Annotated in this window: 10 protein-coding genes; 6 read left to right on the top strand and 4 right to left on the bottom strand. The window is 36.5% G+C overall.

The window, feature by feature from the left end; translation table 11 throughout:
* The first annotated feature begins 1 nt into the window (after window position 1).
* The 6 genes from nuoL (at window position 2) to IRZ80_RS16475 (ending at window position 7363) form a co-directional block, all read left to right on the top strand.
* A complete protein-coding gene (nuoL, locus tag IRZ80_RS16500) occupies window positions 2–1885 on the top strand; it encodes an NADH-quinone oxidoreductase subunit L (protein ID WP_194642679.1) in 1884 nt (627 codons plus the stop codon).
* 10 nt (window positions 1886–1895) lie between these two features.
* A complete protein-coding gene (locus IRZ80_RS16495; protein WP_194642678.1) occupies window positions 1896–3338 on the top strand; it encodes a NuoM family protein in 1443 nt (480 codons plus the stop codon).
* Between the two features lie 18 nt (window positions 3339–3356).
* Complete coding sequence (locus tag IRZ80_RS16490) at window positions 3357–4727, top strand: NADH-quinone oxidoreductase subunit N (protein ID WP_194642677.1); 1371 nt, start codon at window positions 3357–3359, stop codon at window positions 4725–4727.
* Between the two features lie 378 nt (window positions 4728–5105).
* The gene (locus IRZ80_RS16485) at window positions 5106–5549 is read left to right on the top strand and encodes an ArsR/SmtB family transcription factor (RefSeq protein ID WP_194642676.1); all 444 of its coding nucleotides are present in this window, start codon (window positions 5106–5108) and stop codon (window positions 5547–5549) included.
* Window positions 5550–5644: 95 nt separating this feature from the next.
* Window positions 5645–6361: a DsbA family protein gene (locus tag IRZ80_RS16480; RefSeq protein WP_194642675.1), complete on the top strand. Its 717-nt coding sequence runs from the start codon at window positions 5645–5647 to the stop codon at window positions 6359–6361.
* Between the two features lie 9 nt (window positions 6362–6370).
* Window positions 6371–7363: a Gfo/Idh/MocA family protein gene (locus tag IRZ80_RS16475; protein WP_194642674.1), complete on the top strand. Its 993-nt coding sequence runs from the start codon at window positions 6371–6373 to the stop codon at window positions 7361–7363.
* A gap of 72 nt (window positions 7364–7435) precedes the next feature.
* Here the strand turns inward: IRZ80_RS16475 and IRZ80_RS16470 are convergent, their stop codons facing one another.
* From IRZ80_RS16470 to IRZ80_RS16455, 4 genes are all read right to left on the bottom strand, one after another.
* A complete protein-coding gene (locus IRZ80_RS16470; protein WP_194642673.1) occupies window positions 7436–9829 on the bottom strand; it encodes a glycosyl hydrolase family 95 catalytic domain-containing protein in 2394 nt (797 codons plus the stop codon).
* A 118-nt stretch (window positions 9830–9947) separates the two neighbouring features.
* Complete coding sequence (locus IRZ80_RS16465; protein WP_194642672.1) at window positions 9948–10655, bottom strand: transposase; 708 nt, start codon at window positions 10653–10655, stop codon at window positions 9948–9950.
* A 139-nt stretch (window positions 10656–10794) separates the two neighbouring features.
* Complete coding sequence (locus IRZ80_RS16460; RefSeq protein ID WP_194642671.1) at window positions 10795–12303, bottom strand: family 43 glycosylhydrolase; 1509 nt, start codon at window positions 12301–12303, stop codon at window positions 10795–10797.
* 60 nt (window positions 12304–12363) lie between these two features.
* Window positions 12364–14313 (bottom strand): sialate O-acetylesterase, encoded by a 1950-nt coding sequence (locus IRZ80_RS16455; RefSeq protein ID WP_194642670.1) that lies wholly within the window; start codon window positions 14311–14313, stop codon window positions 12364–12366.
* Window positions 14314–14329: the final 16 nt, after the last annotated feature.

Genomic DNA, 14329 nt, shown 5'->3' with positions numbered 1-14329 from the left:
AATGGATACCAATTTAGCTTTAGTCTTACTGTTAACTCCTTTTTTAGGGTTTTTAATTAATGTTTTCTTTGGAAAATCGTTAGGAAAATCGGTTTCCGGAGCCATCGGAACGCTTTCTGTAGTGATTTCGTTTATTGTTGCAGTTTCGTTTTTTCTTCAGATTAGCCAAACCAAACAAGCAATAAATATTCAATTATTTGACTGGATTCAAATCAGCAAATTCAATGTGAGTTTTGGATTTTTGCTGGATCAGTTATCTGTTTTGTGGTTATTGTTTGTAACTGGAATCGGTTCTCTGATTCATTTATACTCTATCAGCTATATGCATGATGACGAAAAAATGCATTCTTTCTTTGCATACTTAAATCTCTTTATCTTTTTCATGATTACCCTTGTAGTTGGAAGCAACTTATTGGTAATGTTCATTGGCTGGGAAGGAGTTGGACTTTGTTCTTACTTATTGATTGGATTTTGGTATAAAAACCAAAGTTATAATGATGCTGCCAAAAAAGCATTTATCATGAACCGTATTGGGGATTTAGGATTATTAATTGGGATATTTATATTAGGAAGTTTATTCTCTACTTTGGATTTTGCATCATTACAAACAGCTATCGCTGGCGCTAAGGGTGTTGATACACTTTGGTTAAGCATTGCTGCTTTAGCATTGTTTATCGGAGCCTGCGGGAAATCGGCTCAGATTCCTTTATATACCTGGTTACCTGATGCGATGGCAGGACCAACGCCGGTTTCGGCTTTGATTCACGCTGCAACAATGGTTACTGCTGGTATTTTTATGGTATCCAGAATGCATTTCTTATTTGATTTAACACACGAAATACAAACCATTATTGCCGTAATTGGAGGAGTAACTTCATTGGTTGCTGCAACGATCGGTTTGGTTCAAAATGATATTAAAAAAGTACTTGCCTACTCTACCGTTTCTCAATTGGGATTAATGTTTTTAGCTTTAGGTTTTGGTGCTTATGAAGTAGCGATATTCCACGTAATCACTCACGCTTTCTTTAAAGCTTGTTTATTCTTAGGATCTGGATCGGTAATTCACGGATTACATGGAGAACAGGATATGCGTAAAATGGGCGGATTGAAAAAAGCGATGCCAATTACTTTTTGGACCATGCTTATTTCTTCGTTAGCGATTTCCGGCGTTCCTGTATTTTCAGGTTTCTTTTCTAAAGATGAAATTTTGATGACCGCTTTCCACCATAACATTCCGCTTTGGGTTGTTGGATCGGTTGCATCGATAATGACCGCTTTCTATATGTTCCGATTGATGTTCCTGACTTTCTTAAACGACTTTAGAGGAACGGAAGAGCAAAAACATCATTTACACGAAAGTCCGGCTTTAATAACATTTCCTTTAATTGTATTGGCAATTTTGGCTGCTGTCGGAGGATTAATCAGTTTACCTGGCAATAGCTGGCTGAACGAATACCTATCTCCTCTTTTCGCGAAAGCGGGAACAGAAGAACATGTATTGGGAACTACTGAATACATGTTGATGGCAATTGCCGTTGTCGGAGGATTTATTGGAATTGGGATTGCTTACGCTAAATACATCAAACAAAATGCTGTTCCAAGCGAAGATGCCGAAATCACAGGTGTTTCAAAAGTACTGTATAACAAATACTATATTGATGAACTGTACGATTCATTGTTTGTTGCACCAATAAACAGTTTGTCTAAAATCTTCAGAGATTATGTTGAAACAGGAATTTCTTCAGCAGTCTTTGGATTAGGAAAAACTGCCAGCGAACTTAGTTACCAAGGTAAAAAATTACAGAATGGAAGTGTTGGACTATACCTATTTGCTTTTGTTTTAGGCATGTGTGCCATTATTTCTTATTTATTTTTAGCTCAATAATTATAATACTATGAACGTAACTCTAATATTAATCATCCTTTTAGCTGGCGCATTTGCAACTTATTTAGCTGGCGACAAGCTGGCTTCAAAAGTGGCATTGTTTTTTGGAATAGCGGCTGCGGGTTGCTCTATAGTTTTGTTGAATCATTTTAATTTAGGAGAAAACATTAGCTACAGCAGCCAATGGATTACATTACCTAAAGTTTCATTTGCATTACAAGCTGATGGGTTGTCATTGGCAATGGTTATATTGACAACTATTTTGACTGCAATTATAATTTTATCGTCATTTGGTAACGATTTCAAAAATGCAAAATCGATTTATTCACTTATATTGTTTATGTCATTTGCAATGACAGGAACTTTCCTGGCAAGTGACGGTCTTTTATACTACATCTTTTGGGAATTATCATTAATCCCTATTTACTTTATCGCTTTGATTTGGGGTAATGGCGATGCCGAAGAGCGCAAAAAAGCAGTGGTTAAATTCTTTATCTATACACTTGCAGGTTCATTATTCATGCTTATTGCTTTCGTTTATATGTATCAAAAAGCGGGAAGCTTCCTGATTGAGGATTTATATAAATTAAAATTAGATGTAAACGAACAAAAATGGATTTTTACAGCTTTCTTCTTGGCATATGCTATTAAGATTCCGTTGATTCCTTTTCATACCTGGCAGGCAAATGTATATCAAAAAGCTCCGACTCTTGGAACGATGCTTTTATCAGGTATTATGCTGAAAATGGGATTGTACAGCCTTATCCGCTGGCAGCTGCCTTTGTCTCCATTAGCAGCTAAAGAATACATGTACATCTTCATTGGAGTTGGTATTGCAGGAGTAATTTATGGTTCAATTGTAGCATTGAGACAAAAAGACTTAAAAAAATTATTAGCTTATTCTTCCCTTGCTCACGTTGGATTAATTGCAGCAGCAACATATGCTTTAAATCTTGATGGTTTTAGAGGTGCCGTTTTACAAATGATTGCTCACGGTTTTGTAGTGGTTGGATTGTTTTTTGCAGCTGAAATCATTTTCAGAAGATATGAGACAAGATTAATTGCAGATTTGGGCGGTATTCGTGCTCAATCTCCAAAATTCACTTCGCTGTTTTTGATTTTGGTGTTAGCATCTGTTGCTTTACCAACTACATTTAACTTTATTGGAGAGTTTACCGTTTTATACAGCCTTTCGCAAATAAATATTGGGTTTGCCATTTTGGGCGGAACCACAATTATTTTAGGAGCTTATTATATGCTTAAAATGTTTCAGCACGTAATGCTTGGAGAAACCAATGCAAAACCTTTTGCCGATGTAACTTTATCTGAAGGTTTGACATTGGTAATTATAATTGCTGTATTGTTTTTCTTTGGATTATATCCAAAACCAATCAACGATTTGATAACGCCAAGTCTTGAAACTATTTTAAACACTATTAATAAATACAATTAAGTAAAAAGCATAATATAAATGACAACATTAATAGCTATAGTAGGATTAGGTATTTTAAGCCTTGTATTTGAAATCTTTGATTTTAGAAAAGCAATTATTCCGGTAACAATTATCGGACTGTTAGCCATTCTGGGACTTACCGTGTCCGAATTTAATTCTCCTGCAAGTTACTATAACAATATGATTGTGGTGAGTAAATTTTCGGTTTCATTTTCGAGTTTATTTATTGTATTGACAATCTTTTTAATAGCATTGAGCCATAATTTTTATGATAATCACCAAAGCAAACTTTCTGATTATATTGCAATAAAAATATTCCTTTTAGCCGGAGCAGTTTCCATGGTTTCGTTTGGTAATCTCGCGATGTTCTTTTTAGGAATCGAAATATTATCTATTTCTCTTTATATTCTTGCAGCAAGCAACAGAGTAAACATAAAAAGTAATGAAGCTGGTATGAAATACTTCCTGATGGGATCTTTTGCTTCTGGAATTATTTTATTCGGAATCTGTATGATTTATGGCGCAATGGGTTCATTTGACATTATCGAAATTAGCGATATGTCACAATCAGCTGAGCTTCCTATTTGGTTTCCAATCGGTATTGTTTTAGTTACAATCGGAATGTTATTTAAAATTGCAGCTGTTCCTTTTCACTTTTGGGCTCCTGACGTTTATGAAGGTTCACCAGCTTTGACAACAGCTTTAATGAGTACTTTGGCAAAAGTTGTAGCAATTGCAACACTTTATAAACTATTATCAGCAATGAATGCCGATATTAATTATTCGTTCCAAATAGTTGTAGTAATCATTTCTATAGCTTCTATGACTGTTGGAAATATCATGGCTTTGAGACAGGTAAATGTAAAACGTATGCTGGCTTTTTCAGGTATTTCGCATGCAGGATTTATGCTGATGGCATTATTGAGTTTATCTACTTCTGCAGGAAGTCTACTGTATTACACTTCGGCTTACGCATTATCAGGTATTGCTGCTTTCAGCGTTATATTATACGTCTGCAAAAACAGAGAAAACGAAGATATCGTAAACTTCCACGGCTTAGGAAAAACAAACCCTCTATTGGCAGCTATTTTAACAGCATCTCTTCTTTCTATGGCGGGTATACCAATATTTGCAGGTTTCTTTGCCAAATTGGTTTTGTTCAGCCAAACAATTCAGGCAGGTTATTTAGTAGTGGTTATATTTGCTGTAATCAACTCGATTATTAGTGTTGGCTACTACTTTAAATTGATATTAGCAATGTATACAAAAGAACCGAATGAAACCCGCACAGCAAAACCATTCTTGATTTACGCGGTTGCAGTGCTTGCTATTCTTCTAAACATAATTATTGGATTATTCCCTTCATTGGTTTTAGATTTATTGGCATAAAACCATTCAAGTTTAATAATAAGGCCGGCTAAATTTTAAAATTTAGCCGGCCTATTATTTATAAAAAAAGCCAGCAATTGTTAATTGATGGCTATTCTCCCTAATCAAATTATACTCAAAACTTATAAACTAATTTCAACTCAAAAAACTTTCAACATTTTAAATCATAAAAAACATTCTCTTATTAACCTTTACGAATTTACCGAATAAACAGCTTCTGTTTTCACGTATTTATACCTGATTTAACACTATAGCCTTCAAAAATGAATGACTTTGGAAGATTATAATTAATTCCAAATAGCATTCCTCAAAGAATTTAAAAAAGGCCTTGATATATCAAATATAATCGCTAAATTACGATATGAAATAAATGGAGTTATGGGAACTACTAAACACTTAGATTTCGATCAGGAAACAAATGCAATCGCAGAAATCTGCAAAGCATTGGGGCATCCAACGCGTATGCAGATAATGACTTTGCTCTGGAATAAAAACCACAGGACCTGTGGCGAAATTGTCTCACAAATTCCCTTAGCACAATCGACCATTTCCAAACATTTATTAGAATTAAAAAAAGCTGATCTATTAAAAGTAAAAAATGTCGGTAAAAAAACCATTTATTCCATTGAAGTAGAAAAAATACAAATTCTTAAAAAGTATTTAACCAATTATTTATCGAACAAATTACTTTCAAAAGAAGCAGAAACTGCAATACTTCCTCCAGCTCCAAAAAATAATAAAAGAGACAAACTATATTTAAAGGATTACAACTACCAATTTCCAAAGAAAAAAAGTAATTCAGACGAAAGCAATATTGAGTAGAATTATAATAAAAACTTAAATAATAAAAGTTCGAAATTCAATTTCTTTAATTTTGCACTTTAAAATATTTGGCAAAGCCAATAAAATAAACAAAAATGGAAAATCAATTAAAAATACAAATCTGGTCCGATGTAATGTGCCCGTTTTGTTATATAGGCAAAAGAAAAATAGAAGAAGCATTAACACAATTTGAAAATAAAGATTCAGTCGAAATAGAATGGAAAAGTTTTGAATTGGATCCGTCATTTAAAGCTACTCCTAATGAAAGCATTGCAGACCATCTCGCTGAAAAATACGGCAGAGACAGAGATTGGGCTGAATCAATGCTGGAAAACACAACTCAAACTGCTAAAAGTAACGGGCTGGATTTTCATTTTGAAAAATCGATTTTGGCCAATTCATTAAACGCACACCGATTAATTCATTTAGGAAAAAAGCACAATCTAGCCAATGAGTTAGAAGAACTGCTGTTCAAAGCTTATTTCACAGAAGGAAAAAACGTAAATGATTGGAATACACTGCAGGAAATTGGTCAGAATGCGAGATTGCCTATTGACGAAATCAAACAGCTTATAGATAATGATATTTACACAAAAGAAGTACGCCGAGATCAGCAGGAAGCCCAAAAACTTGGAATTACTGGTGTTCCTTTCTTTGTATTTGACAATAAATATGCAATATCCGGCGCACAGCCAACAGATACTTTTTTGAAAACCTTGGAAAAAACTTGGGCAGAAGGAAATTTTGAAACCAAACTAAAACTTCAAAATACCCCTGATGAAAACAGCTGTGGTATCGATGGTTGTGAATAACACAAAATTATGAACGAAACAACAAAAAATCTAAGATGGGGAATAATAGGCTGTGGCAATGTCACTGAAATAAAAAGCGGTCCTGCCTACCAAAAAACCGCAGGTTTTACTATTGGCGCGGTAATGCGCAGAGATCCTGAAAAAGCTGCAGATTATGCCAAAAGACATGGTATTGCAAAATTCTATACCGATCCCGATGCCTTAATAAACGATCCCGAAATTGATGCTGTTTATATTGCAACACCGCCCGATACCCATAAATTTTATGGTTTAAAAATTGCCGAAGCAGGAAAACCATGCTGTATAGAAAAACCATTAGCGCCAAATTATCAAGACTGCCTGGACATTGCTGAAGCTTTTGAAGCAAAAAATATTCCCATATTTGTTGCTTATTACAGACGTACGCTTCCACGATTTGAACAAATTAAAAACTGGATTGACTCGAAAATCATTGGTGATATCAGGCACATCAGATGGCACCTGAGCAAGCCTGCAAACGATCAGGACCGTTCAGGCGAATACAACTGGAGAACTGATATAAATGTAGCACCAGCAGGATATTTTGATGATTTGGCCAGTCATGGACTGGATTTGTTTATCCATTATTTCGGTAACATAAAAAAAGTCTCTGGTCTCAGCTTAAATCAACAGGGATTGTACACTTCAAAAGATGCCTGTGTCGCATACTGGATCCACGAATCGGGGATAACAGGGAGCGGAAGCTGGAATTTTGGCACATTCGAACGGGAAGATATAGTCGAAATTTATGGCAGTGAAGGAAAAATCACGTTCTCTATATTTGAAAACGATCCATTAATCCTAAAAACTGCCACAGGAGAAACTACTCATAACATACCACATCCTGAAAATGTTCAGCTGCATCATGTAGAACAGATGCGGGATCAGCTTTTAGGAAATCACAAACATCCGTCAAACGCATTTACAGCTGCACACACCAGCTGGGTGATGGATCAGATTATTAGAAACCCGATTATAAAGTAAAAGTTAAACACGAATTTCACGAATTGCCACAAATTCTTTTCGTGCTGATTCGAGAAATTCGTGTTAACTATTTTACCAGACAATTTCCGATTTCTGACCTTTAATTAAAGTAATATTTTGTTTTTTGCTTCCGCAAATGAGGGTTGTTTTACCACCATTTTTGGAAGAAACAGTAACTTTTTGCAGAATTTTATTATTCCATTCCATCGAAATTTCAAAACCTCCTCTGGCACAGATTCCTTTTACCGATCCGCTTTCCCAAGCATCAGGCAGTGCAGGCAATAATCTAATTTCATTTTCATTAGACTGAACCAGCATTTCGGCAACAGCTGCTGCACCGCCAAAATTACCGTCAATCTGGAATGGCGGATGTGCATCGAATAAATTAGGGTACGTGCCTCCTCCTCTTCTTGGATGCTCCGTTTTTTTACCATCAGGGTCAACATATCTGAGAAGCTCACGAAACATTTTATAAGCGCGGTTCCCATCCCAAAGTCTTGCCCAAAGATTGATTCTCCAGCCTTTTGACCAGCCAGTTGTTTCATCTCCCTTGATTTCCAAAGTTTTTCTGGATGCTTCTGCTAAATCAGGAGTTTTTAGAGGCGTAATATGATCTCCTGGAAAAAGTCCAAACAACTGTGATTGATGACGGTGCCTTGGATCTTTATCATCCCAGTCAAAATACCATTCCTGCAGATTTCCTTTCTTCCCAATCTGATAAGGATGTAATTTCCCTAAAGCTTCTTCCAGTTTTCCTCTAAAATCGGCATCAATATCTAAAACTTTTGAAGCTTTTATTGTTTTGTCAAAACATTCTCTAATCATCGCCAAATCAGCAGTTCCTCCGTATAAAGTTGCCCCTATGAATCCATCTGGTGTCAAATACTGATTTTCGGGTGAAGTAGATGGTGAAGTGATTAAATTACCATTTTTATCAGTAACCATCCAACCCAAACAGAATTCAGCTGCGCCTTTCATCAATGAATAACCTTCATTTTTCAAATAATTTTTATCCTGCGTAAAAACATAATGCTCCCAAATGTGCGTGCTTAACCAAGCGCCTGCCAAAGGCCAGCAGGCCCACATTGGGTCTTCTTTTCCAAACTGCCCGACAGGATTACTCATCGCCCAGATGTCAGAATTGTGAGCAGCAGTCCATCCTTTGTCAACTCCATAAAAAGTCTTGGCAGTTACTTTACCCGTTACCGAAAGATTTTTGATCAAACCCAAAAGAGGCAGATGCATTTCGGACAGATTGGTGTTTTCTGCCAGCCAATAATTCTCCTGTGCATTAATGTTCAATGTATAATCACAGCTCCAAGGCGGATTCACATAAGAATTCCAAAGTCCCTGCAAATTGGCAGGAACTCCCAAAGTCCTTGAACTGCTTATTAATAAGTAACGACCATACTGAAAATACAGTATTTCTAAATTCTTGTCTTCTTTTCCATCCGCGTAGCGCAATAAACGTTCATCAGTCGGCAAATCGGGAGCTGTTGTTTTTCCTAAATCCAATGAAACACGATTGTGGAATTTTTGATAATCAGCAATGTGGGATTGTTTTAATTTATCGAAAGTTTTACCAAAAGCTTTATTCAAATGATCAGATGCAATCGCTTTGTTGTCCAAGCCTTCGGTGTTCGGATTTTTATCAAAACCATTAAAACTCGTTGAAACTGAAACGTAAATCACAGCTTCAGATGCATTTTTAATTCCTAAGCTCTTATCAGAAGTTACAATTGTTCCGTCCGTACTTTTGATTTTAACTAAACTTGTAAACCGTGTTCCTCTTTCTTTATTGCTCAAAAAAGCAAGCGGAACAGTGTATTGCTCGTTTTCGTGTATCGGTGCAACGCCATTTAGCGCAAGCACATTGTCTTTGAGTTCCGAACTTGAAGTCAGTAAACTGCTAGAATGAATATCAAAATTTAAAGCACCTTTCTGACTGCTGGTCAACTTAATCACCATAATTTGATCGGGTGCAGAAACAAAATATTCGCGTGTGTATTTTACGCCGTCAATTTCGTAACTTACCTTAGAAACTGCATTTGAAATATCCAATTCCCTGTAATAATTAGAAGTTTTTCCGGTATGAAAATTATTGATTTCAAGCGTTCCTAATGGCGCATAGGACTCGGCATTTTTACCTTGTAATTTTTTATTCAACTCTTCGGCAAGCTGGTAATTTTCATTTTTCAGCGCTTCGCGAATGGCGGGAATGTTTTTATATGCTTCGGGATTCATATTGGCATTTACGGGTTCTCCCGACCAAAGCGTGATATCATTCAGATATATTTTATCCGAATTGACACCTCCAAAAACTGTCGCCCCCATTTTACCATTTCCCAAAACCAGCGTTTCCTCAAAATAATCGGCTGGCTGTTTGTACCACAATTTATGGGTAGATTGTGCTATCGATTTTCCGCAGAAAATGGAAATGGCAAAAACTATATATAACTTTTTCATAAAATAAAATTTAATTTTTTTTTCTGTGTGACGGGATTCCTGTACAGACGGGTTTCAAATCTATCTCAACGCTGTACTTGATATACCCACGTACAGACGGGTTTCAAACCCGTCTGTACTATTCAAAAAAACAATCCTCATCCCATTTCTTAGGATTATTTATTATATAATCTATAATTCTATTGTATTCTGCTTCATTCCTAATAATATGATCGTGAAATCGTTCCTGCCAATTTGAAACACCTTTTGAATTTCTCTTTTCATTTATTCTTCGGGATGAAAATGATTTCAAAGCTCGGATAAATTCAAATACACCGTGGATATTTTTATCGGAATTAATATTAGTGGTACAGACGGGTTTCAAACCCGTCTCTACGGTATCTAATTCTGGATTGAAATTCGAAACCCCGAAATTATGCGTGGTACAGACGGGTTTCAAACCCGTCTCTACGGTATCTGACTCTGGATTGAAATTCGAAACCCCGAAATTATGCATGGTACAGACGGGTTTCAAACCCGTCTCTACGGTATCTGATTCTGGATTGAAATTCGAAATCTCGGAATTATGCGAGGTACAGACGGGTTTCAAACCCGTCTCTACGGTATCTGACTCTGGATTGGAATTCGAAACCCCGAAATTATGCGTGGTACAGACGGGTTTCAAACCCGTCTGTACGGGATTCAACTCTTTTGAATTATCCACTCCTATAATACAATGAATATGATTTGGCATAATCTGAAATTCTCCTAGAATAATATTATCATAATGATTTGGTAAATCCAACCAACAATCCATTACAATTTGACCGTATTCATTCAAAATCATTTCTTCATCTTTTATATGTCAAAATAAATGATCTTTATTTTTTGTACAAATGGTGATAAAATAATCTCCTGGATTATCATAATTCCACCATTTTGCTCTCGCAGAATCAATGCGATATTTGCCCTGAAATTTAGTCATATTATTTCACCCCCTTATAAACAAAATTCTTAAACGTCACCGAACCATCTCCTACCGCAGAAAGTCCCAATTTAAGACTCATAAAACCACTCAATACATTATGGTTGAAAGAGGAAACCTCAGCAGAGTTCTCGATTTTCAGCCAATCCTTTCCATCGATGCTGTAGAACATATTAACCACTTGTTCCCTTTTTTCCAAACGTAAAAACAAATGGGTTTTGTTCACCCCTTTTACCGTTGGAAATTGCCAAACCCTCAGAATCGCCATAATGTTTTCCTTATCGAAAGCGATTCCGGTAAACAATTTAGTATCGTAGAAAAGAACCAGTCCAGCAGAAGCATTTTCTTCGATTTCAACTTCAACATCTGCTGTATAGGAATGATCAGAAGGAGTGCATAACAATGGTGAACTTTCACCAATACCCGTTCCTTTTCCTTTGATTTTTATTCCATTGGAAGAAAACGTAGTTCTTTGGGAATCAAATTCGTCAAAAAACTGCCATTGTGAATTGAGCTTACTTCCTGTAAAAGTATCCGAAAGTGTGAAATCACTTTTTACGGATTGACCAGCTGGTTTTTTTATTGCATCTTCGGTTTTGATGCCGTCTTTTATTTTGAACCAGCCATCTTTTGTCCATTCTATAGGCTGTAAAAGAGTTTGACGTCCCATATTGTAATAGCCGTTTTCATAGCCGTGAAAAACCATCCACCAATTTCCTTTAACATCGTCAATTATCGTTGCGTGACCTTTAGACCACCACTTTTCCGAACTGTCATTTGTTCTGATGATAGGATTATTCGGCGCGTTTTCCCACGGTCCAAAAGGAGATTTGGAACGTGCCGAAATTACCATGTGGCTGGTTGCCGGCCCTGCGGTTCCGCCTTCGGCAACGGTCAGATAATAATAATCATCTTTTTTAATCATTTTCGGGCCTTCAAGACAAAAACATTCTATTGACCAATCGCTTGGTATTTTCCAGCCATCATAGGCGTGTATCGCTTTTCCGATTACCGAAAGTCCGTCTTTAGAAAGTGGCACATAACTTCCGTCGCTGAAATACAGAAAACGATTCCCTTTATCATCCACAAAATGTCCTGGGTCAATGCTTCCAATTTTTAAGTCAATCGGATCACTCCACGGGCCATTTATAGTATCTGCCGAAACTACATAATTGGTATTATTGGCGGGGAAATAAATATAAAATTTATTGCTGTATTTAACCAAATCTGGTGCCCAAACGGAACCCACGCTTTTGGTAAGTGCGTGTGTAACGGGTTTCCAATTAATTAGATCCTTGGAAGTCCAAATCAATAATCCTGGATAATAGTTGAAAGAGGAATGCACTATATAATAATCCTCTCCGTCTCGAAGGATTGATGGGTCTGGATAATCTCCAGCAAAAATTGGATTGCTGTACGTATTTGGTTTTTGCTCGCTTTGATGCTGTGCATTTACAATAAACGATAAAAAAAACAATAAAAACCGTATTTTTAATTTTAGAAATTCCATAATCTTTTAATTTTTTGCACTACAGACGGGTTCTTATACAGACGGGTTTCAAACCCGTCTCTACGGATTTATTTTATACTTTTCATTCGTAGTAATCGTTTCCCAATTATCAGTTCTGAAAGGCGAAGCCGGAAATTTTTCTTTGTTGAAAAGGTTAATTTCAGTATCGTCATCTGCCCAGCCGTAATGCACGGCAACAGGATTAGGAACACTTCCGCTGGAAACGATTACTTTGTTGTCTTTGATAATCGCTTTCGCGGAATGAAAAACTTTATCGGTGCCAGCGATTTCAAAACCTTTTACGTTCTCGGAATTATCAGAAGTTGACAATCCGCTTCCAATGTCATTAAATGAAAGAACAATTTGATTTGCCTTTATTTCCTGAGATTTAAAAATTGGTCCGCTGTAAACTTGCTTTTTCCCATACACATTGTTCAGAGCTATTGCAGACAAACGCAATCCTACATCTTTTTTGTTGGTTGGATGAATGTCTTTTGCATTTCCAATATCAGTGGTTACAGCCATTCCAGTATTTGGCAATTTCAAAGTTTCGGATTGTGCTTCGCGAAGTTCTGCCCAACGACTTCCTACTTTACTGTTTCCTTTGAACTCATCGAAAGTTGATAATTGCACAAAGTAAAAAGGAAAATTCCCCTGATTCCATTTGGTTCTCCAATCATTTATCATCAAAGGGAAAGCTTTTTTGTATTGGCTCGCTCTCCAAACATTGGCTTCACCCTGATACCATAAAACTCCTTGAATAGCATACGGAACGAGCGGATTTACCATCGCATTGTACAATAACGAAGGATAACTGTTTGGTGAAACTGAAACTTTTACTTGTACAACATTGAATTTCCATAATCCATCAAGTGTCACAGCCGAACCATTGAAATCGATTCTCAAATCAGCTGGATCTCCGTAAATACCTCCTCCTCCAGTATAATCGGTGATTTTTACAGCAATTACGTTTGTACCTTCTTTCAAAACATTTACGGGAATCTTATACATCCGTTCCCTATCCCAAATGTTATTGGTTCCGACCAAAATTCCGTTAACATACGTCTCGTCTTCGTCATCTACTTTTGACAAATATAGAACCGCTTCTTTTTTGGCTTGATCTGCTGTTAAAGTAATCGTTTTTCGCATCCACACGACTCCATCAATATTTCCGATCTGCTGATTTTCCCAAAGAGAGGGTACTTTTATTTCCGGCCATTTCGTATCATTAAAATCTGGATTTTTGAATTGGTCCTGATTAACTTCCGTTACTTGAAAACTCTGAATTTTTTGAATATTATCTAAAAGTGATTTTTTATACGTTTCAAAAATGGCATCCATATTTACCGAAGGTACGCCTGCAATCATATCCTTGAATTCATCGCTTTTTTCAAAAGCTTCACGGCTTGTCCAGGTCTCCACACAGGTTCCGCCCCAAGAAGTGTTGATGATTCCGATTGGGATTTTTAATTCGGCATATAGTTTCTTTGCAAAGAAGTAACCCACTGCAGTAAAATCCTTGATATTTTGTTTATTGGAAACAGTCCATTTTCCAGCTTTTAGATCTTCTTTTGGTGTACTGCTTAAATCTTGAGCTACGCCAAACTGACGAATCATTGGCTCGTTTGACTGTTCTTTTTGGACTTCAAAATCAGGAAGTTTATACATTTGAAATTCCATGTTCGATTGTCCGGAACAAATCCAGACTTCGCCAACTAAAACATTTTTTATGACAATTTTGTTGTTACCAGAAATGGTCAATTCAAAAGGCCCGCCCGCTTTTTCAGTATCCAGTTTGACCATCCATTTTCCGCTTTTATCGGCAATGATGCTTTTAGTCTGTTTATTGAACTGAACCTGAACTTTTTCATTGGCATCAGCCCAGCCCCAAACTGGAATTGGTTTGTTCCGCTGTAAAACCATTCCGTCAGAGAATACTAATGGCATTTTAACATAGGCATTAGCCCAAAAACCATTGACAATAAATAAGATAACAAGTATTTTTTTCATTTGTATTATTGATTTT

This window comes from Flavobacterium sp. HJJ (assembly GCF_015351475.1).
GTDB lineage: Bacteria > Bacteroidota > Bacteroidia > Flavobacteriales > Flavobacteriaceae > Flavobacterium > Flavobacterium marginilacus.
Note: the sequence above shows the minus strand (reverse complement) of the source record. Positions and strands in the feature narration are given on the sequence as shown.